Origin of the sequence: Vibrio coralliilyticus ATCC BAA-450, assembly GCF_000176135.1 — a bacterium.
Taxonomy (GTDB): Bacteria; Pseudomonadota; Gammaproteobacteria; order Enterobacterales; family Vibrionaceae; genus Vibrio; species Vibrio coralliilyticus.
Window position 1 is genome coordinate 577474 of the sequence record NZ_ACZN01000015.1, and the last position, 18019, is coordinate 595492.

Genomic DNA, 18019 nt, shown 5'->3' on the forward strand with positions numbered 1-18019 from the left:
TTACACCACCGTCATCTGACCGGCGTAGAGAATAAAGGTACGTAACATCAGTACCCCGACCAAACTCAGCGTTGTCACTATGAAGATGTAACTGCCGTTATGGCGCACTTCGTTTGGCGTAACGGCATTGAGAGTCAGCGGCAGTAACATCCCAATCAACACAACGCCAAACCAGAACCAGTTTGACCAGAAGCCTCCCCCGATCGCATTCCAAGCCGCCACTTCATTCTGACCGCCACTGAATATCAGGCCAGTAAAGAAGGTCACCAACACAAACAGTTCGAATAACACAACCGGACGTTCAAACCCATGCACCCAACGGACACTTGGGCTGTGTGCCGATTCTTTGAACACTAGAATGCCAAACAACAAACATGCCGCTGCGCCCGAAGAAAGGCTGGAAAACAGGAACAGGATCGGCAACACAGGGTTGTTCAGCATCGGGTAAGTTTTCAGTGCAGAGAGCAGAAAACCAGTGTAAGCCGCAAGCAATATCGCCAACACACCCAGAAACAACTCGACAGGGTTGTTTATCTTACCGACTTTTATCAACACACCATCAACCCAGTCTAATAGCCCACCCGGAAGCTTGCCTTCGCAGAACTGTATGATCTGGTGGCGGAAAATCACACCAATCCAAACGAATAAGACCGCCATATAAACTTGGAAGAGAATTACCCCCATCGACATGACTGAAGACGGATTGTAGTAGATCATAATCTTCCAGAACGACAAAGGTTTGGTGAGGTGGAAAATCAATATGGTCAAACCGGCAATAATGCCAAAGGGAGCCAGCCAAGCGACGGCTTTAAGGATGCCGTTATTGGCAGGGTCACCTTCAATTACGCGGCGTTTGAGATACAAGCCAATCATCACAGCCCCAGCGGACATTCCCGCAAGAAACAAGTAAATGGCAATGATCCAGTCCCAGACCAATGAATCGAAATGGAAAGCCGTTTCAATACCGTTCATCATGAAACCTCCCCTTTGTTGTGTGGGATCTTGTACAACTTAGGCTTGGTACCTAAGTGCGCTTTATCGCGATAGACCACATGGTTACTTAACACTTGATTGATTTGACTCTGCGGATCGTTGAGATCGCCAAACACCAAGGCTTTGGTCGGGCAAGATTCTACACAGGCGGGTAATTTGCCCTCGGCAAGATTGGTATCACGACAGAAATTGCACTTGTCTGCGGAATGGTCTTCGGGATTGAAAAAGCGCACTTGATAAGGGCACGCGGCAAGGCAGTAACCACAGCCGACACACTTGTCTTTATCCACATCGACAATGCCTGTCTTCTCATCTTTATATGCTGCGCCCGTCGGGCAAACATACACACAAGGTGGGTTTTCACAGTGCTGGCAAGATTTACGGGTAAAGCGATATTCCACATCAGGAAATTCGCCTTGTGGCTCGCTACGAATGATTTCCAGTCTCGACACCCCTTCTGGTACCTTGTTGACCTCGCGACAAGCTTCAGTACAAGCGGTACAACCGATACAGGCGGTCTCATCGTGAATCATGCCATAGAGCTTGTCATCGACCTGTTCGACATTTGCTAACGTCTTACGACTGCTGATCATCGCAGTCCCGGCTACGCCTGTGGTCATAATCAAGGCGCCAGCACCAGTTAAAAAATTTCGTCTAGAACAACTCATATCATTGCTCCTCTTTCAACTGATTGAAGTCTGAATGACAGTCGACACACAGCTTGATTTTCTGCTTGCGCTCCAAACCAAGGACTTTTGCTTTACTGGCATGAACATCATGACAGTTAGAGCAGGTGAGGTTTTTGGCATGCACATCATGTGTCCAGCTATCTTCACGCAGATACTTCGGCTTATGACAATCAGTACACTGGCTATTGGCCTTCAAAATGGCGTCAGGGTCTAGGTAGGTTTTGTCTGTTCCCTGCTGAGATTGTGCAGATGAGTACTTGATGACTTGCGGAGCACCTTCACGGTGGTCAGGCCCGATGTTGCTATGACAGTTAGTACAATTCACTTCACGACCTAGAATCTCATGAGCATTTTCACCATGAGATTGCTGAAGTGATTCTTTGGAATCCTTATGACATTGAATACATTTGTAATCTTTGTCCCGGATAAGCGTAACTTCATGACGAGTCGAGCTTTCTTCGGCTGTAGGGGCAGAAGAATCAGCAGCAACGGCATGAAGAGAATAGCCATAGAGGCAGAATGCAAGAATGGTTTTCAGCATTATGACTATGGCCAACTTTATATTGCCCATTTTATCCTTTCCTTATTCCAGAACAGATTTTGAGCCACGCTCAAAATAAACAGTCTGGTCAAAACCAATGCCCTTTAGCGGTATTTAAATCACCACTAAATGAGATCAATTCTTATTTTTGGAAAAGCCACAACGCTATCGATTACATTTTACTCAGCCTACTCTTTAGTAGTAGATTTTTTGCACAAAACCTCGATCCTTATCACCTTATTTTATACATGGTTAATAGCCATAAGTCATTGATGATAATGAATTTCATTATCCATACCTAACAATAAGCCTACCCCTTTAGGGTTATTAAAAATCAACTTTGAGCCAGATCACTGACCTAAATTGATCTAAAGCAATGAAGGGTTATTCGTGAGTTTTTACAAATATTTCCTTTTATTACAATTTATTTCAGTTCTCCAATTCTTAATTTGGAATTAGCCAGTTCACAACGCTGCTAATAAAACAGAATTATGGAGATAGCACTGTGAATAAATTGCACTGGATACCAAAATCCGTTGCAGCAATAGTAATATTGGCGGGTACTGTTATCAGTACCACCAGCGTTGCTGCATCTGATGAAAAAGGCCTTATCGATCCGCGAAATCAGGCCTATGAACAACATCACCCTGATCAGTACCAATCTTGGAAAGAAACATCAGAAAGTGACCATATTGAAGATGCTCTCGCCGATGACCCCAATATGGTCATCATGTGGGCAGGTTATGGCTTTGCCAAAGACTACAATAAAGCCCGCGGCCACTTTTATGCCATTGACGACGTGCGCCAAACACTGAGGACTGGCGCTCCAAGTGACGAAAAATCAGGCCCAATGCCGATGGCTTGCTGGAGTTGTAAAAGCCCTGATGTAGGCCGAGTGATCGATGAACGTGGCGAAGACGGCTATTTCGATGGCAAATGGGCACGACTTGGCGATCAGATCGTTAACCCAATTGGCTGTGCTGACTGCCATGATACCCGCAGTGAATCATTCAAAAATGGCGAGCCCGCTTTAGCTATAACTAAGCCCTATGTAGAACGTGCTTTCCAAGCTATCGACAAACCTTTTGAAGAACAGTCACGCCTCGACCAACAAGCGACAGTCTGTGCCCAATGTCACGTCGAATACTACTTCACTGGGCCCAAAAAATCGGTCAAGTTCCCTTGGGATAAAGGCACCAACGTCGCGGCAATGGAAGAGTACTATGACTCTATTGGCTTCAAAGACTGGACGCATAAAGTATCGAAAGCACCGATGTTGAAAGCACAGCACCCTGGCTATGAAACCTGGCGTGACGGCATTCATGGTAAGAACAAAGTTGCCTGTGTGGACTGCCATATGCCAAAAGTCACCAAAGAAGATGGCACCATCTATACCGATCATAAAGTGGGTAACCCCTTTGACCGCTTTGAAGACACCTGTGCCAACTGCCATACGCAAAGCAAAGATCAATTGAAGAACATCGTTTCATCGCGCAAAGCTCAGGTACTCAACATGAAGCTTACGGCAGAGAAGCAGATCGTCGCCGCACACTTTGAAGCTGGAGCAGCATGGAAAGCTGGCGCGACTGAAGATGAAATGAAAGACATTCTTCAGGATATTCGTCATGCTCAGTGGCGTTGGGACTACGCGATCGCCTCTCATGGTATTCACATGCATGCGCCAGAAGTGGCACTTGAAGTGTTAGGTACAGCGGTCGACCGTGCGGCGGATGCCCGTACAAAATTGGTGCGCTTACTCGCAACCAAAGGCGTAACAGAGCCCGTTGAACTGCCGGACATTTCGACTAAGGCCAAAGCCCAGCAGGCTCTTGGCATGGACATGGAAAAAATGAACAGCGATAAACAACATTTCCTTAAAACGGTTGTGCCGGAGTGGGAAAAATCCGCCCAGAAACGCGAAGAGGCGACGTACTAGACACTCACTACTAATAAAAAACCTCCCTGACACGGGAGGTTTTTTTGTTTTCAAGACGCGCCGTCGATTTATTCTCGGTCTAACATGGCTTTTGCTTGATTAAGCGAATGAATTACGGCAACTCGGTCGATATCCTGACGCTGAGAGTCCAACAGTTGAGTCCAAGTATCGATGGCCTCTTGATAGCGAAAACTGATGAAATGATCATTGGCAATTAAGGTCAGAGCCGTCACATTACTGGCATCCAACTCCAGTGCCTTTGCCAGTAGATGATTCACCTCATCAGTCATACGCTGAGATCGTTCGAAATAAAGCGCAGTCGCTTTGGCAGCAAACTGATTGGCGCTAGCTTCCGGACTTAGGCGAATCGCATAATCGAAACAAGTGAGTGCCGAGGAAAAGTCCTGTTTATTCAGATAACCGTGTCCCAGTTGAAACCACAACTCCGCCTGATTGGGATCCTGTTTAAGCTGATTCTGGATATCTTGCATCCACGCATCATGAGTTTGAGCAGAAAGCACAGGTTGTTGAGGTTGTGGCGCTTCACCCCGTAGCCACAAAAACACGGGGAGTGAAATGACTAAACTGGTCACCAAGATACGCTTCATTTATCCGTTCCATCGACAAAGGAATAACTTCAATGATAGGCAGAATTATATCGTGTTAAGATAACGCTATCTTTGATCTCGCGGTAACAACCCTCATGAAAAATAAAGTCGTTCCTTCTCAGGAAACACAACAAGAAGCGATGAAAATCGCCAAAGCGACACAGAAACCGGGCCAAACTAAAGAACAGACTAAGTTGATTGCTCAGGGAATCGAAAAAGGCATCGCTCAGTACAAAAAGCAGCACAAAGATAAAGCTCGCCAAGCGGATAAAGCCAAGAAAAAAGCACAAAAAGCCAAGCAAGCTCAACACTCTGCCATCGCGCAGCCAGAAGCTGAAACAGTGACCACAGTAGAAGCGCAAGCAAAAACCAATATGCTACCATGGGCATTATTAGCCCTCAGTTGGATTGGTTTTATTATTTATGTCACTCAAATTTAGTCAGCTATGCTTCATCGCTTTGCCGATTACTTTACTCGCAGGCTGCACAACCCCAATCTCTCAACTCAATAAGGATGCCAGCAGCGTCCAGATCAGAATGGACAGCAGTTTCGATCCCGCGAACTGTCAGTGGCAGGGCGATCTGACTGGCAGTGAAGGACACTGGTATACCTACCTGTTCTACCCTAACGATGTCATGGTTCAGGGAGCGGTTAATCAGATAAAAAATCGCGCCAGTCAACTTGGCGCGAATACCGTTTATATGACGTCGCCACAAGACTTCACGACATCTTTTACCATACTGGGTAGTGCCTATAACTGCCCAACAGGCCGTTAGGCACAAAACCCTAGACTAGCGGCAATGTCCGCTTCTCTGTCTAATACCCACTGGCTGTCAAAAGGCCCCCAGTCAGACAACTGATAATACCCATCGTTGTGTCTGCGGCCATCTTGAATGAACATCAGTTCGATGCCAATACCAGGCAGAGCTTTGATTACGTCTTGAATCGTCCGGCGTGGCCAGCCCGTTTTCTCAATCAGTTTTGGCACATTCGGCCTATCGAGATTTTGGACCAGTAATGCTAAATATAAGCGCCTTGCAAAAACAGGACTCAATTCCATTGATACCTCCTATAAATTTCTAGAGTCATTATTTCTGTTTTGCTATGCGGTGTGTTGCGTTTGATCAATAACTCATCGATCCTCAACTTTTGAAACACATTTTTTTTGTCAGATGAAATATATCTGAGACACTTTTGTCTCTGATTACAGTTCCTGCTAGGATGCCAAAAAGCTTCTAATAACTTTATATAAGTCACTCTCAAAGGTTTAACTATGACAATCACCATGTACGGAATTCCGAACTGCGATACCATCAAAAAAGCCAAAAAATGGCTGGAAGCAGAAGGTGTGGAATTCCAATTCCATGACTACCGTAAACAGGGCGTTGATAAACAAATGGTTGAAACATTTTGCCAGCAACTAGGCTGGGAAAATGTGCTTAACAAACGCGGCACGACTTTTCGTCAGCTAACTCAGGAACAGAAAGACAGCCTGAACGAAGCCAACGCCATTGATCTGCTGGTAGAGCAACCGGCGATGATCAAACGCCCAATTTTAGTCTCTGGTGATGACTACCATCTTGGCTTTAAAGCCGATCAATACTCAGCCATTTTCTCTTAAGCAAAAGGAATTCAAGGATGACAGACAGCCCTACTTTGGCGCTTGCAAAAGACTTAATTAGCCGCCAATCGGTAACACCTGTGGATGCAGGTTGTCAGGATGTGATGATTGAACGCCTGAAAGCTTTAGGATTTGAAATTGAAGTGATGGTGTTTGAAGACACCACAAACTTCTGGGCACGTCGTGGCACAGAAGCACCGCTGTTTGCGTTTGCTGGTCACACTGATGTTGTGCCAGCGGGCAATGTCGAGCTATGGGATACGCCTCCATTCGAACCGACTATGGTTGACGGCTATCTACATGGTCGCGGAGCCGCCGATATGAAAGGCTCTCTAGCAAGTATGATTGTTGCTGTTGAGCAGTTCATTGCCGAACACCCTGACCATAAAGGTTCAATTGGCTTTCTAATTACTTCGGACGAAGAAGGCCCATTTATCAATGGTACAGTCCGTGTTGTCGAAACCCTAATGGCGCGCGACGAAAACATCGATATGTGTATTGTCGGCGAGCCATCAAGTACTGAACTCGTCGGTGACGTAGTGAAAAATGGTCGTCGAGGTTCTATCACCGGAGACTTAACCGTTAAAGGTGTTCAAGGTCACGTAGCTTACCCGCATTTAGCTAAGAACCCCGTTCACCAGTCGCTGATGGCGATTCATGAATTGGCGTCAACCGAGTGGGACAAAGGCAATGACTACTTCCCACCTACCAGCTTCCAGATCCCGAATGTGCATGCGGGAACCGGTGCATCTAACGTGATCCCTGGCGAGTTCAATGTTCAGTTTAACCTGCGTTTCAGCACCGAGCTTAACAACGACATAATCGTTAAACGTGTCACTGATACTCTTGATAAACACGACTTAGACTACGAGCTTAAGTGGACCTTCAACGGCGACCCATTCCTGACAGATACAGGCGCACTTCTCGACGCTGTGGTTGATGCCGTTGATACCGTCAATCAAACCAAACCAGCCCTACTCACCACCGGAGGTACATCCGATGGCCGCTTTATCGCCCGTATGGGTGGCCAGGTAGTCGAGTTAGGCCCAGTTAACGCGACCATTCATAAAGTGAACGAGTGCGTGAAAGTGGACGATCTTGAGAAACTGACCAAGATGTATCAGAAAACTCTGGAGAATCTTCTGGCGTGAACATGACCCCTGAGCAGCTGACTGGCAAAGTTTCAACTCACCTGACTGACACTATGTTTGGTCAGAAGGTTTTCGCCGTTCACCCTAATGTCGAAAACGATCTACAAGCTTTGCGACAAGCTGCTGCTCAGTCTGGTTTCAATCTCAATATTGCCAGCGGTTTCCGCGATTTTGAGCGCCAGAAAGCTATCTGGAACAGAAAGATGGCTGGTCAAACAGCCATTCTTGATCAAAACAGCCAACCTCTAGATAGCCAGCGACTTTCTGATTCAGAAAAGATCATGGCTATCTTACGTTGGTCTGCACTTCCGGGTGCCAGCCGACATCATTGGGGATGTGACTTTGATGTATTTGATCGCAGCAGTCTACCTCAAGACATCCAGTTGCAGCTTGAGCAATGGGAATACCTAACAGGCCATCAGGCAGATTTTTATCGCTGGCTCACGGAGTCTCTGACTGAATTTGGTTTCTTCTTTCCATATGCAAAAGATCAGGGCGGTGTCGCAGCAGAGCCATGGCACATTAGTCATAGTGCAACTGCATCGTCTTGTTTATCCCAGCTTAGTCTGGAGACACTTCAAAAAGAGCTGATAAACAGTGGAATACAGGGTGAGGAATTGGTGTTGTCGAATCTCGAAACGATCTACAATCAATTTGTCACCAATATCTCCAATGAGGTGGATTAATGGAACTACTCACCAACCCTTGGGTGATCATCTTTATCGTCTTGAGTGTCATCATAGGTAATATTGCAGCACTGAAGTACACAGCCAAAATGAAGTTTGGACAAACGGAAAAAAAAGCTCGCTCTCAGGACGAAGAATCCACTGAGCAAGAGGAAAAAAAAGACCCGTAATAACACGGGTCTTTTTCATTTAAGATGCACTATTTGATGTGATCCCAAGAAATATTGGAGACAATTCGGCATTCATCGCACTTAAAGTGGAAAATGTCATGCAGTGGTTCATCCAACAACCACTCTCCGCCGCACTTAGGGCATTTACGCTGTTTTTCATCTGTCAGACTTTTGCCACCGACTCGGTACTGATAGTAATAGGTCGGAATTTCCGTCACATATTCGATCCGACCACGTAAATCCCAACCACGCTTGAAAAGGACACTGTCGGCATCACAAATTTCATGTAGTGCCGCATGTTCCGCTCGGCAAGCTCCAGCCATCTGGATTTCATCGCACGCCTGCCACTCAGTCTGCCATTTGATGACCGCTTTATGGTCGCCATTGAGCGTCGGGCCATTACGATAAAGAGGGATTGGCAACAAACTTTCACCACTGCGCAAAGGCGAACAAGTATGCACATATGTGGTGTAGAGCACCTGCCACTCAGGTGTGGTTTCTTCTGCGGCTTGCTCTGAATTCAAATCTCGCCCAAGCAAACGGGCTTTCGGTGCCAGTAAGCACGCCTCTGCCAAACGTTCGATGCAGACGTTAACAAAATCCGAATGGTATTTAGGGTGCAAGCTTTCCTGCTCAGGGCATACTACCCGAACAAAAAATTCCCCTTCCCCCATCACGATAGAGAACTCACGTCCAAGTACCTGACCGTTATAACGCAACGCATCCATCAGGCCATTTATCGCTTTATCGACAGCAGAAATAGTGGTGTTATCAAAACACTCAAACTGTAATTCAACAACGTACATGGTTATACCGCTGGCTCTAGGTTAGCCAAAAACTCCGCTACATTCTCTGCAAGAACATCGCGTTTATCAGTACCTAATCGTTCGAGAATAACGTTACCCGTCAGGTTACAAATGGAAATCACGTCCAATTCCGCATCAGTTGCTGCGATGAAAACCGTGGGCTTCAGTTTAAGTCGACGCTGAGTGACTAGGTGACCAAGAATGTTTTCCTGCAAACGAACAAAATCTTCATCACTCCATACCTGAAGTAGCGTCAGCTCGTTCCCATTCCAAGTCGCCTCCATATCCGCACTGTACTGCGAACCATAGAAGGTTTTAATGTCTTGATGGAGTGTCAGTTCGATACCGTTTTCAACATTAGTGAAATCCGCTGGATGCTCACGCTCATGTGCCTGCCATTCAACATGGTGAGTTTGCTTTGCTTCAACGCAAGGTGACACGAGATCCACCAGCTCTTCGCTTCTTGGCAAATGTCCATGGGTGTCAAGACAGCTCTGACGGTACTTTTCACTGAACGAGCGCAGCGCTTGCAAGGCAGTTTCAGCCATTAGATTCTCCAATTGAGTCTTCGAATGTTCGCTTTTAACGACAGGATTGCGTAAAATTCTCGCCATTCTAATCCAAATCTATGCAAAGTATGAGCAAATATTCTGACGCAAAGGAACTGGCGGGATTAACGCTCGGTCAAAAAACCGAATACGCCAACCAATACGACGCTTCTTTACTTCAACCTGTGCCACGCAGCTTAAACCGCGATGACCTGAATCTGGGTGATGAGTTGCCATTTCAGGGCTGTGATATCTGGACACTGTACGAGCTGTCTTGGTTGAACGAGAAAGGCCTGCCACAGGTAGCCATTGGCGACGTGTCCATTCCTGCGACCAGTGCTAACCTGATTGAATCCAAGTCCTTTAAGTTGTACCTCAACAGCTTTAACCAAACCCGCTTTAGCTCATGGGATCAGGTTGAACAAACATTAGCGAAGGATCTCTCCCACTGTGCAGGTGAAGAGGTTTCAGTCACTATTCGTTCTGTCGTCGACTATACCGACAGTGTGGTCGTGACAATGGACGGTGACTGCATTGATGATCAGGATATTGAGATTGAGAGCTACGAGTTTGATACCAGCTTGCTAGAAGGTGCCGCCGAACAAGAACACGTCTCGGAAAGTCTGCATAGCCATCTTCTCAAATCCAACTGTCTGATCACTAACCAGCCAGATTGGGGCAGTGTAGAGATTCAGTATCAGGGTCAAAAAATCAATCGTGAAGCTCTGTTACGCTACCTAGTGTCATTCCGTGAACACAATGAGTTCCATGAGCAGTGCGTCGAACGTATTTTCACTGACATTATGAAATACTGTCAGCCAGAAAAGCTAACCGTGTACGCTCGATACACGCGCCGCGGTGGTCTGGATATCAACCCTTACCGTTCAACCGAGCAGGCTCTGCCTACTCATAACCAACGTATGGCACGTCAATAAGGATTGGACTACAGAATGCAGATTTTGCGCTGGGAACGTTTGTTTGGACTATTGGTTTTGTTGCTATCATCTCAAGTGATGGCGTCAACCGTGTATTCATCGGCCATGCTCAATGAAGCCAGTACCTTGGTAGATATTGTGCCAAAACAGTCCAAACAGCTTGCGACCAGTTATCTCGCTCAGCGCAAACTGACCGACCAAACCGAAAAAAGTCCGTCGGCGATTTCCCGTGATGACTCCGATAGCCGAGTGCGAACGCCCGGCGGTACCATCGATGCACTGAAAATTCTTGCCCGTGCTGAATTCAACTTGGGTAATACCGATGCAGCGCTGAAATATCTGCATGAAGCCAAAGCACTGACAACCAAGTATCGCCTCCCATACTTACGTCTTGATTTACGATTGCTCGAAATTCGCTTGCGCTGGCAAATCGATGGTGATGCAGAAACCGCTAGAAAGGATATTGCGGAGGTTGAGCAAGCGTTTAATGCCATCCAGAATCCAGAACAACTGGCTAAGGGGCTCAATTATCAGCTGACAATGCTCAAAGCAGATATCGCATCTGCTGAAGGCCAGATCGAGCTCGCCAATCAGTTGTACGAGGACGTGATCCCTTATATCGAACAGTCGAATAATAAGCACACCGTCATTGCCTACCATATCGCCTTGGGCAAGCACTTTCTGGCTCATAAGATCTACAACAAAGCCCTATCAGAGCTGCTAACAAGCTACTGGAGCGCAATTGAAGATACATCTGGTCTACAGCTGGCTGAAGTGAATCGCCTACTAGGACAACTTTTCTACGAGCGACGCGTACTGGACAAAGCAACGGATCACTTTTCGCAAGCTGCCGATTTTTACGACAACTATGAAAACTCGCCGATTCTGCCTCCAATTCTCAAACGTATGGGCGATATCTATTACCATCAGGGCAGATACAACCTCGCGTTAGTGCACTACTTCAATGCCATCGATCACGAGCGTATCCAGAATAATATTGAAAACGTCATCGCCATTCGTCTCGCACTGGCAGCCACCTACTTGCAACTGGTCAACTTCCCTCTTGCCGAGCAATATCTTGAGCGTGCCGAAGAGCTGCTGAGCTATGTTGATATTCCAAAGCTCAAAGCACAAGCGTTGCTGTTGGAGGCAGGTTTAGCCTCACATCAGAGGCATCCCCAAGAGGTCGTCGCCAAAGCCACCAAAGCATTAGACATCGCAGTCGAGCTCGAAGATCTCTCGATACAGAAAAATGCCTATCAGATGCTTAACGTAGGTAATGAACTACTGGGCAACTACAAAGCCGCGTTACAATATCTCCAGCAATACAACGCGCTAGCGAATATTGAGCAGCAAGAATCGGATCTGATCAACGAAGATGACTTTCGACAACAGAAAGACGTTGTTGAACAGACACTGCACCTCGTGGGGCAGAAACAGCAACTGGAGCAAACCGAAAACGAATATCGCAAGTTCCAGAAGATCTCGTTTACATTGTTCGTCACCTGCGCACTGCTGTTTATTTTCTTACTCCGCCGTGGCCACATCATGAGTGTGCAAAAAGATGAAATCGATGAACTGAATGATGATCTCTATACTCACTCCCGCTCAGGTCTAAAAAACCTTCGTATGCTCAACGCCAAGCTGCCTGCCTCGTTGGAAGCGAGCAGCCACAAGTTTGAAAAGTGGCATGTGGGTGAACTGATCCACGAGCCACTGAATGATCGACTGCGCTTTGTGATGATCGATGTGCCCTTCCTGCGCAATATGTACTTACAACATGGCTACTCAGATGGACTCAAGATTGAGAAAGCCTTCGGTCAGTACCTCAGAGGGAAGGTACAACGCCCAGCAAGGGTGTATCATTTCTCTGATGCGAACCTACTCTACATAGAGCCGAACAGTGATAGCATGGCCGACCCGGAGCTGGTGTTTGAAAAGATTCAAAGCTGGGTAGATGAATTTGCGCAGAAGTATGGGCTAAATAATATCATTCGTATGGGCATGGCCGATTACCCGTTTTTGCCTCGTGCTTACACTGCAATCAATGACAAAGAATTGCTGGATATTTTGCTCATGTCGACCAGCGCTGCTCGTACTTTGAGTATGAAAGAACATTCAAGCCAGTGGGTGTATCTGAAAGCGATAGAGAATGCGCCTGCGGCCAGCCTAGCAACCGGTAATATTCGCAAAGCGTGCAAACATTCCATCAGTCAGGGGCTGATAAAAGTTCACTCTTCTTACAAGAATGAGGAGAGCATCAAAAAATTATTAAAAGATGAGTAAAAGCTGCTCAAACAGACCGTGTTGAACGTGACGCGGTAATTTTATTTGTTATTATCGTTTGATTAATTAATAAGATCGTCTTCGATCTTATCTTCATAAGCATAGATTTTCATGGGCGTCCTCGAGCAAGATATTCAGTCACAGCTGCACAATCTGAAATCTCAATTAGAGCAAGTTCGATTGACACAAAGAGATACCTCGTTCAAATTTAAAAGAGAACAAAAGGTATTGAAGCGCATCATTGCATCACTGAGTGATGCATGCGGCGGTGAAGATCCAAGACTGAAGTCAGGGCTAACCGAACTTAGACAAGCCATAGAGCAACAAAAAGATGTCAGTTCTCTTATCCCGAAGTTGGCAGTACTTGAGCGCTTGCTTAAGCAACAGAGTGTGGCTATGGAAAAACAAACGGAGCATCTGGATTCCCAGATAAAACACAGCGGTGAAACCCTGTTACGTGTGACTGGGCTACCTGCCAAAGTAAAGCGTGACCTGCGTGACCTGCTCAGCTATTCCAACGGTGTCGAACGCCCGAAAGCCGATTCGGCAATGAAGCTGCTTGCCATTTACGAACGCTCCCTGAAAATCATCACCTCCAACCCTGATACTGCCATCAATCAAATTACCAATAGTGCTGATAAAGAACTGCTATTGCGACTTTCTGATGAACTTCAGCATGTCATTACTGAACTGGACTTTGAAGGCGAATCTGGTGACTTACTGACAGATATCCGCGCTAAGCTGCTCCTCGGTGTCAATACACACGTGTTGATTGAACTGACTCTGCAAGTACTTAAGCTGGTTATCGAAGGCACAAAATACGAGCGCAAGACCTCAGAACAATTTCTCGAGCAAGTTAATGCTTCCCTCTCCTCAACGCTGAAAAGCTCTTCGCAGAATGTCGATCAAAGTCAAACCTACTTTGAACATCGTCAGGAAATGAATGGTGAGCTGGATGAATTAGTTGCTGAGACTAAGGCCAAAGTCGACACGGCTAGCTCTCTCGATTCGCTGCAAACTCAACTCAACCCATTATTAGCCAAGCTAAGTTCTCTTTCTGAACGTCTTCATCATGCAGAGCGACGTGAACAAGCACTGATCGAACGTATGGGCTATGGCAAGAGTCAGTTAGAAGCTTTATTCGAGGTGACACAAGATTACCGTCGACGTCTGGAAGATCAAGCTCAACGCGTCCTCTTAGATCCTTTGACCAAGGTTTACAATCGCACAGCGTTTAATGACCGCTTAGAGCTGGAATATCGACGCTGGATACGCTCGCAGAACAACTTGCGTATTATTTTGCTCGACATTGATGGCTTTAAAGCAATTAACGACAGCTTCGGCTACACCGCCGGAGACAAGGCGTTAAAAATCATCGCTCGTACCATCAAGAAAGAACTGTCTGACACCGACACTGTCGCCCGCTTTTCAGGTGAAGAGTTCATCGTACTGATGCCAGATAGCTCAGATAATGATTGCTTTAATACTATCCAGAGCATTCAGAGCAAAGTGGCCAAACTGCCGTTCAAATTTCGCGAACAAAACTTGGTCATTACCATGTCAGCATCCAGCACTGGTTTTAAAGAATCCGATACGCCAGAGGAAGTACTGGAGCGTTTAAATCGCGTTCTCAACGAAGCCAAAACCATTGGCCCTAACCAGCTTGTTTGGAAATAACCCTACCCCCTCCTCCTTCCCAAAAGCCATTCATGCCTTGATTGATGTAGATATATCAATCAGTTAGCCTTTTATATCCGTCAAAGCGTGCTAAGCTTGATAGTACCTCTCGCGATTCCATCGCTTGATTAGCAGCCATTATCGCGCTGAGGCACAACAACAATAAGAAGGGTTTTGTAGAGAAGTTTTCTCTCATCAAGGAGGTCACTATGATCACTCACATCAGTCCGGCTGGTAGTATGGATCTGCTTTCTCAACTCGAAGTTGAGCGTCTTAAGAAAACTGCCGCCAGTGATCTGTATCAGCTCTACCGAAATTGTACGCTTGCGGTGCTGAATTCAGGTAGCCACACAGATAACTCCAAAGAACTGCTCGATAAATACAAGTCGTTTGATGTTAACGTGGTTCGCCGTGAACGCGGCATCAAACTCGAACTCAGTAATGCCCCTGAGCACGCTTTTGTTGATGGGCACATCATCAAAGGGATTCAAGAGCATTTATTCTCCGTGTTGCGTGACATTGTCTACGTCAACATGCACCTTGCAGACAACCAACGCCTCAACTTAACCAATGCTAGTCACATTACCAATCTAGTGTTTGGCATCTTGCGTAACGCAGGCGCCTTAACCCCTGGTATTGAGCCTAACCTAGTGGTCTGTTGGGGTGGTCACTCCATTAACGGTACGGAATATCAGTACACGCGAGAAGTCGGCCATGAACTAGGCCTGCGCGAGCTTAACATCTGTACAGGCTGTGGCCCTGGTGCGATGGAAGGCCCAATGAAAGGCGCTGCAATTGGTCACGCAAAACAGCGTTACTACGATCAACGTTACTTAGGCCTAACCGAGCCATCCATCATTGCGGCTGAGCCACCAAACCCTATCGTCAACGAACTGGTCATCATGCCAGATATCGAAAAGCGTCTCGAAGCGTTCGTGCGTATGGCACATGGCATTGTTATCTTCCCTGGCGGCGCAGGGACAGCAGAAGAGCTGCTTTATATTCTTGGCATCATGATGCACCCAGATAATGCCCACCAGCCTCTGCCTATCGTCCTAACAGGTCCAAAGGAAAGTGAAGAGTACTTCCGCTCCATTGACCGTTTCATTGGCGAGACATTAGGCGAAGAAGCTCAGCGCCATTATGAAATAGTGGTTGATGACCCAGAAAAAGTCGCGCAAATCATGAAACGTGGAATGAGCGATGTTCGCCAACATCGTAAAGACACAGGCGATGCTTACAGTTTCAACTGGTCGCTGAAGATTGAGCCAGAGTTTCAGCTGCCATTCGAACCAACACATGACAATATGGCCAGCCTGGATCTGCATCTCAATCAGCGTCCGGAAAACCTGGCAGCGGCTCTAAGGCAGGCCTTCTCAGGCATTGTTGCGGGTAACGTCAAAGCCGAAGGGATTCGAGAGATTGAACGGCATGGTCCATTTGCCCTTGATGGCGATGCTACGCTAATGAAGAAAATGGATAAACTTCTGCGTGACTTTGTCGAGCAAGATCGCATGAAATTGCCCGGTGGAACCGCGTACGAGCCTTGTTACCAAATTAAGACCTAGTTTAACAACTGGCAATCTCTCCCCCATGCTTTACAATAAGGGCTTCTCAGCCCTTATTTTTTTGATTTTCATGTCTATTCATCTTGTTATTATCGACGCTCTGAATCTCATTCGACGTGTCCACTCAGCGCAACCAGACCCAAACGACATAGCAAGAACCATTACCACAACGACACGAACACTGAATCGAATCATCAACGAATCGCAACCAACGCACATCATCGCGGTATTCGATCATCACCTCCAAGAAAGAGGTTGGCGTGCTGACGTCCTCCCTGAATACAAGCAAAACCGAAAACCCATGCCAGAGCCGTTACTTAACGGCTTGGATGCAATTCAGCAAGCATGGTGGGAACTGGGGATTGATTCTCTGCTGTCTGAAGGCGATGAAGCAGATGATTTGGTGGCAACATTGGCAATGAAAGTGGCGAGCCACAAAGAAAAGGTGACGATCATTTCAACAGATAAGGGCTACTGCCAGTTGCTGTCACCAACTTTACAGATCCGCGATTACTTTCAACATCGCTGGCTTGATGCACCTTTTATTGATAAAGAATTCGGCGTCAAACCCTCTCAGCTGGCTGACTACTGGGGGCTGGCAGGCGTGAGTTCTAGCCAAGTGCCAGGAGTTCCAGGTGTTGGCCCGAAGGCGGCCAAAGAAATCCTTACACAGTTTGAAGATATTGAACAAGCCTATACATCCGATGAGCTGGTTGCTAAATATCGCAAGAAACTGGATGAGCACATTGATTCAGCCCGCCGATGTAAAAAAGTTTCTGCACTGAAAACAGACATTGAGTTAGGTTTCAATCTACAAGATATTCGCTTTACCGGTGCCAATACTCCAACAACCTAACGCCTGACTAACATCAAGCCTTTGATTATAAAACAATGTTTATAAAATCTGTTGTGAAATCCTTTGCTTTCACACAGTTAACATTCATTTAATCAATACCAGATTGAGTGTTGATTAAATTTCAATCAACATCACAGCACTACTGACTAATTTCTCTATTTTTCATAGCTCCAATAACAAGGAGCATAATAATGAAAAATACTATTTTACTAAGTCTTGCTGTTGTCTTTTCACTGCCAGCCGTAGCACAAACCTGCGGTCAGCACCTCGACGTTGGCTTACCTTCCTATCAATCTGATCAAGTCCTTTGCCGCGACGGCTACGCGGTAGGCTACAACTACCAGATGAAAAACGCAGACTGGGTTGCTTACCACATTACGGCAGACAGTGTGAACGCCAGCTATAAACGCAGTAACAGTTTCAAAGAGGACACTGAACTGCCTGATTACGCACGCTCAACCCTCGCCGATTACAGTGGCTCTGGTTACGACCGTGGACACCTTGCCCCTTCAGCAACAATGGACTTTAGTCAGGAATCAATGACACAAAGCTTTTTGATGAGCAATATGTCACCTCAGCTTCCGGGCTTTAATCGAGTCGGCTGGCGTATTTTGGAGGAACATGTCCGCGATCTCGCCAATGAATATAACGAACTGTACGTCGTGACTGGGCCAATTTATCAAGGCGGTGAAAGCAGCATTGGCGACAATGTCGTGATTCCAAGTGCATTCTATAAAGTCATTCTTGACCCCTACTTCAACGATGCAATTGCGTTTGTAGTCCCACATCGTGATGTTTCCAGTAGCGAACTGGCAAGCTTTGTCACCACTATTGACGATGTCGAACAACAAACCGGGCTGGACTTCTTCTCACTACTTAGTGATAGCGTTGAGAATTCAATGGAGTCTCAGCTTTGGGAGATGTGGCCTACATCTGAGTAAATGTAA

20 protein-coding genes are annotated in these 18019 nt (G+C 46.5%); 13 read left to right on the forward strand and 7 right to left on the reverse strand.

The window, feature by feature from the left end:
• Genes nrfD through nrfB form a run of 3 tightly spaced genes read right to left on the reverse strand, consistent with a single transcriptional unit; the run spans position 1 to position 2253 of the window.
• Positions 1–972 carry a cytochrome c nitrite reductase subunit NrfD gene (nrfD, locus tag VIC_RS09960; RefSeq protein ID WP_039951785.1) on the reverse strand — a complete coding sequence of 324 codons (972 nt, stop codon included), beginning with the start codon at positions 970–972 and terminating at the stop codon, positions 1–3.
• Positions 972–1661: a cytochrome c nitrite reductase Fe-S protein gene (gene nrfC / locus VIC_RS09965; RefSeq protein ID WP_006959535.1), complete on the reverse strand. Its 690-nt coding sequence runs from the start codon at positions 1659–1661 to the stop codon at positions 972–974. The genes nrfD and nrfC overlap by 1 nt, the downstream gene beginning before the upstream one ends.
• 1 nt (position 1662) lies before the next feature.
• Positions 1663–2253, reverse strand: a complete 591-nt coding sequence (gene nrfB, locus VIC_RS09970) for a cytochrome c nitrite reductase pentaheme subunit (protein WP_006959536.1) — start codon at positions 2251–2253, stop codon at positions 1663–1665.
• A gap of 493 nt (positions 2254–2746) precedes the next feature.
• On the opposite strand from nrfB, the gene nrfA reads away from it, so the two are divergent.
• Positions 2747–4159 carry an ammonia-forming nitrite reductase cytochrome c552 subunit gene (gene nrfA / locus VIC_RS09975; protein ID WP_413788333.1) on the forward strand — a complete coding sequence of 471 codons (1413 nt, stop codon included), beginning with the start codon at positions 2747–2749 and terminating at the stop codon, positions 4157–4159.
• A gap of 68 nt (positions 4160–4227) precedes the next feature.
• Here nrfA and VIC_RS09980 read toward each other — a convergent pair whose 3' ends face one another.
• The gene (locus VIC_RS09980; RefSeq protein WP_006959538.1) at positions 4228–4767 is read right to left on the reverse strand and encodes a TPR domain-containing protein; all 540 of its coding nucleotides are present in this window, start codon (positions 4765–4767) and stop codon (positions 4228–4230) included.
• Positions 4768–4862: 95 nt separating this feature from the next.
• On the opposite strand from VIC_RS09980, the gene VIC_RS09985 reads away from it, so the two are divergent.
• Positions 4863–5207, forward strand: a complete 345-nt coding sequence (locus VIC_RS09985) for a DUF2956 domain-containing protein (RefSeq protein ID WP_006959539.1) — start codon at positions 4863–4865, stop codon at positions 5205–5207.
• Entirely contained in the window at positions 5191–5544 is a 354-nt protein-coding gene (locus tag VIC_RS09990) for a DUF4156 domain-containing protein (protein WP_050778617.1), read from the forward strand. The genes VIC_RS09985 and VIC_RS09990 overlap by 17 nt, the downstream gene beginning before the upstream one ends.
• On the opposite strand, the gene VIC_RS09995 is transcribed toward VIC_RS09990, so the two are convergent.
• A complete protein-coding gene (locus VIC_RS09995; RefSeq protein WP_038161197.1) occupies positions 5541–5828 on the reverse strand; it encodes a winged helix-turn-helix domain-containing protein in 288 nt (95 codons plus the stop codon). The genes VIC_RS09990 and VIC_RS09995 overlap by 4 nt on opposite strands.
• 213 nt (positions 5829–6041) lie before the next feature.
• Between VIC_RS09995 and VIC_RS10000 the strand changes: the two genes are divergently transcribed.
• From VIC_RS10000 to VIC_RS26270, 4 genes are read left to right on the forward strand one after another with little or no spacing between them, the layout of a single operon-like run.
• Entirely contained in the window at positions 6042–6389 is a 348-nt protein-coding gene (locus VIC_RS10000; protein WP_006959542.1) for an ArsC family reductase, read from the forward strand.
• Between the two features lie 17 nt (positions 6390–6406).
• The gene (dapE, locus tag VIC_RS10005; protein ID WP_006959543.1) at positions 6407–7540 is read left to right on the forward strand and encodes a succinyl-diaminopimelate desuccinylase; all 1134 of its coding nucleotides are present in this window, start codon (positions 6407–6409) and stop codon (positions 7538–7540) included.
• Positions 7541–7542: 2 nt separating this feature from the next.
• Positions 7543–8226: a M15 family metallopeptidase gene (locus VIC_RS10010; RefSeq protein ID WP_006959544.1), complete on the forward strand. Its 684-nt coding sequence runs from the start codon at positions 7543–7545 to the stop codon at positions 8224–8226.
• Positions 8226–8396, forward strand: a complete 171-nt coding sequence (locus VIC_RS26270; RefSeq protein ID WP_006959545.1) for a DUF2897 family protein — start codon at positions 8226–8228, stop codon at positions 8394–8396. The genes VIC_RS10010 and VIC_RS26270 overlap by 1 nt, the downstream gene beginning before the upstream one ends.
• 29 nt (positions 8397–8425) lie before the next feature.
• Here VIC_RS26270 and VIC_RS10015 read toward each other — a convergent pair whose 3' ends face one another.
• Entirely contained in the window at positions 8426–9202 is a 777-nt protein-coding gene (locus VIC_RS10015; protein WP_006959546.1) for a Zn-ribbon-containing protein, read from the reverse strand.
• A 2-nt stretch (positions 9203–9204) separates the two neighbouring features.
• Positions 9205–9750 (reverse strand): SecY-interacting protein, encoded by a 546-nt coding sequence (gene syd / locus VIC_RS10020; protein WP_006959547.1) that lies wholly within the window; start codon positions 9748–9750, stop codon positions 9205–9207.
• An 89-nt stretch (positions 9751–9839) separates the two neighbouring features.
• On the opposite strand from syd, the gene queF reads away from it, so the two are divergent.
• The 6 genes from queF (at position 9840) to VIC_RS10050 (ending at position 18013) form a co-directional block, all read left to right on the forward strand.
• Positions 9840–10685 (forward strand): NADPH-dependent 7-cyano-7-deazaguanine reductase QueF, encoded by an 846-nt coding sequence (gene queF / locus VIC_RS10025; protein WP_006959548.1) that lies wholly within the window; start codon positions 9840–9842, stop codon positions 10683–10685.
• A gap of 15 nt (positions 10686–10700) precedes the next feature.
• The gene (locus tag VIC_RS10030; protein WP_006959549.1) at positions 10701–12971 is read left to right on the forward strand and encodes a tetratricopeptide repeat protein; all 2271 of its coding nucleotides are present in this window, start codon (positions 10701–10703) and stop codon (positions 12969–12971) included.
• Positions 12972–13082: 111 nt separating this feature from the next.
• Positions 13083–14648, forward strand: a complete 1566-nt coding sequence (locus VIC_RS10035; protein WP_006959550.1) for a GGDEF domain-containing protein — start codon at positions 13083–13085, stop codon at positions 14646–14648.
• 209 nt (positions 14649–14857) lie between these two features.
• Positions 14858–16216: a nucleotide 5'-monophosphate nucleosidase PpnN gene (gene ppnN / locus VIC_RS10040; protein WP_006959551.1), complete on the forward strand. Its 1359-nt coding sequence runs from the start codon at positions 14858–14860 to the stop codon at positions 16214–16216.
• A gap of 70 nt (positions 16217–16286) precedes the next feature.
• On the forward strand, positions 16287–17072 hold the full coding sequence (gene xni / locus VIC_RS10045; protein ID WP_038156618.1) for a flap endonuclease Xni: 786 nt from the start codon (positions 16287–16289) through the stop codon (positions 17070–17072).
• A gap of 191 nt (positions 17073–17263) precedes the next feature.
• The gene (locus VIC_RS10050; RefSeq protein ID WP_006959553.1) at positions 17264–18013 is read left to right on the forward strand and encodes a DNA/RNA non-specific endonuclease; all 750 of its coding nucleotides are present in this window, start codon (positions 17264–17266) and stop codon (positions 18011–18013) included.
• Positions 18014–18019: the final 6 nt, after the last annotated feature.

Bases quoted from the DNA above. Each gene is read 5' to 3' on its own strand.
- VIC_RS10015 (WP_006959546.1), bottom strand. From the start codon at position 9,202: ATGTACGTTGTTGAATTACAGTTTGAGTGTTTTGATAACACCACTATT.
- VIC_RS09990 (WP_050778617.1), top strand. From the start codon at position 5,191: ATGTCACTCAAATTTAGTCAGCTATGCTTCATCGCTTTGCCGATTACT.
- VIC_RS10035 (WP_006959550.1), top strand. From the start codon at position 13,083: ATGGGCGTCCTCGAGCAAGATATTCAGTCACAGCTGCACAATCTGAAA.
- VIC_RS10030 (WP_006959549.1), top strand. From the start codon at position 10,701: ATGCAGATTTTGCGCTGGGAACGTTTGTTTGGACTATTGGTTTTGTTG.
- VIC_RS26270 (WP_006959545.1), top strand. From the start codon at position 8,226: ATGGAACTACTCACCAACCCTTGGGTGATCATCTTTATCGTCTTGAGT.
- nrfB (WP_006959536.1), bottom strand. From the start codon at position 2,253: ATGGGCAATATAAAGTTGGCCATAGTCATAATGCTGAAAACCATTCTT.
- syd (WP_006959547.1), bottom strand. From the start codon at position 9,750: ATGGCTGAAACTGCCTTGCAAGCGCTGCGCTCGTTCAGTGAAAAGTAC.
- VIC_RS10000 (WP_006959542.1), top strand. From the start codon at position 6,042: ATGACAATCACCATGTACGGAATTCCGAACTGCGATACCATCAAAAAA.
- xni (WP_038156618.1), top strand. From the start codon at position 16,287: ATGTCTATTCATCTTGTTATTATCGACGCTCTGAATCTCATTCGACGT.
- nrfD (WP_039951785.1), bottom strand. From the start codon at position 972: ATGAACGGTATTGAAACGGCTTTCCATTTCGATTCATTGGTCTGGGAC.
- VIC_RS09985 (WP_006959539.1), top strand. From the start codon at position 4,863: ATGAAAAATAAAGTCGTTCCTTCTCAGGAAACACAACAAGAAGCGATG.
- VIC_RS10010 (WP_006959544.1), top strand. From the start codon at position 7,543: ATGACCCCTGAGCAGCTGACTGGCAAAGTTTCAACTCACCTGACTGAC.
- nrfC (WP_006959535.1), bottom strand. From the start codon at position 1,661: ATGAGTTGTTCTAGACGAAATTTTTTAACTGGTGCTGGCGCCTTGATT.
- VIC_RS09995 (WP_038161197.1), bottom strand. From the start codon at position 5,828: ATGGAATTGAGTCCTGTTTTTGCAAGGCGCTTATATTTAGCATTACTG.
- VIC_RS09980 (WP_006959538.1), bottom strand. From the start codon at position 4,767: ATGAAGCGTATCTTGGTGACCAGTTTAGTCATTTCACTCCCCGTGTTT.
- VIC_RS10050 (WP_006959553.1), top strand. From the start codon at position 17,264: ATGAAAAATACTATTTTACTAAGTCTTGCTGTTGTCTTTTCACTGCCA.
- ppnN (WP_006959551.1), top strand. From the start codon at position 14,858: ATGATCACTCACATCAGTCCGGCTGGTAGTATGGATCTGCTTTCTCAA.
- dapE (WP_006959543.1), top strand. From the start codon at position 6,407: ATGACAGACAGCCCTACTTTGGCGCTTGCAAAAGACTTAATTAGCCGC.
- queF (WP_006959548.1), top strand. From the start codon at position 9,840: ATGAGCAAATATTCTGACGCAAAGGAACTGGCGGGATTAACGCTCGGT.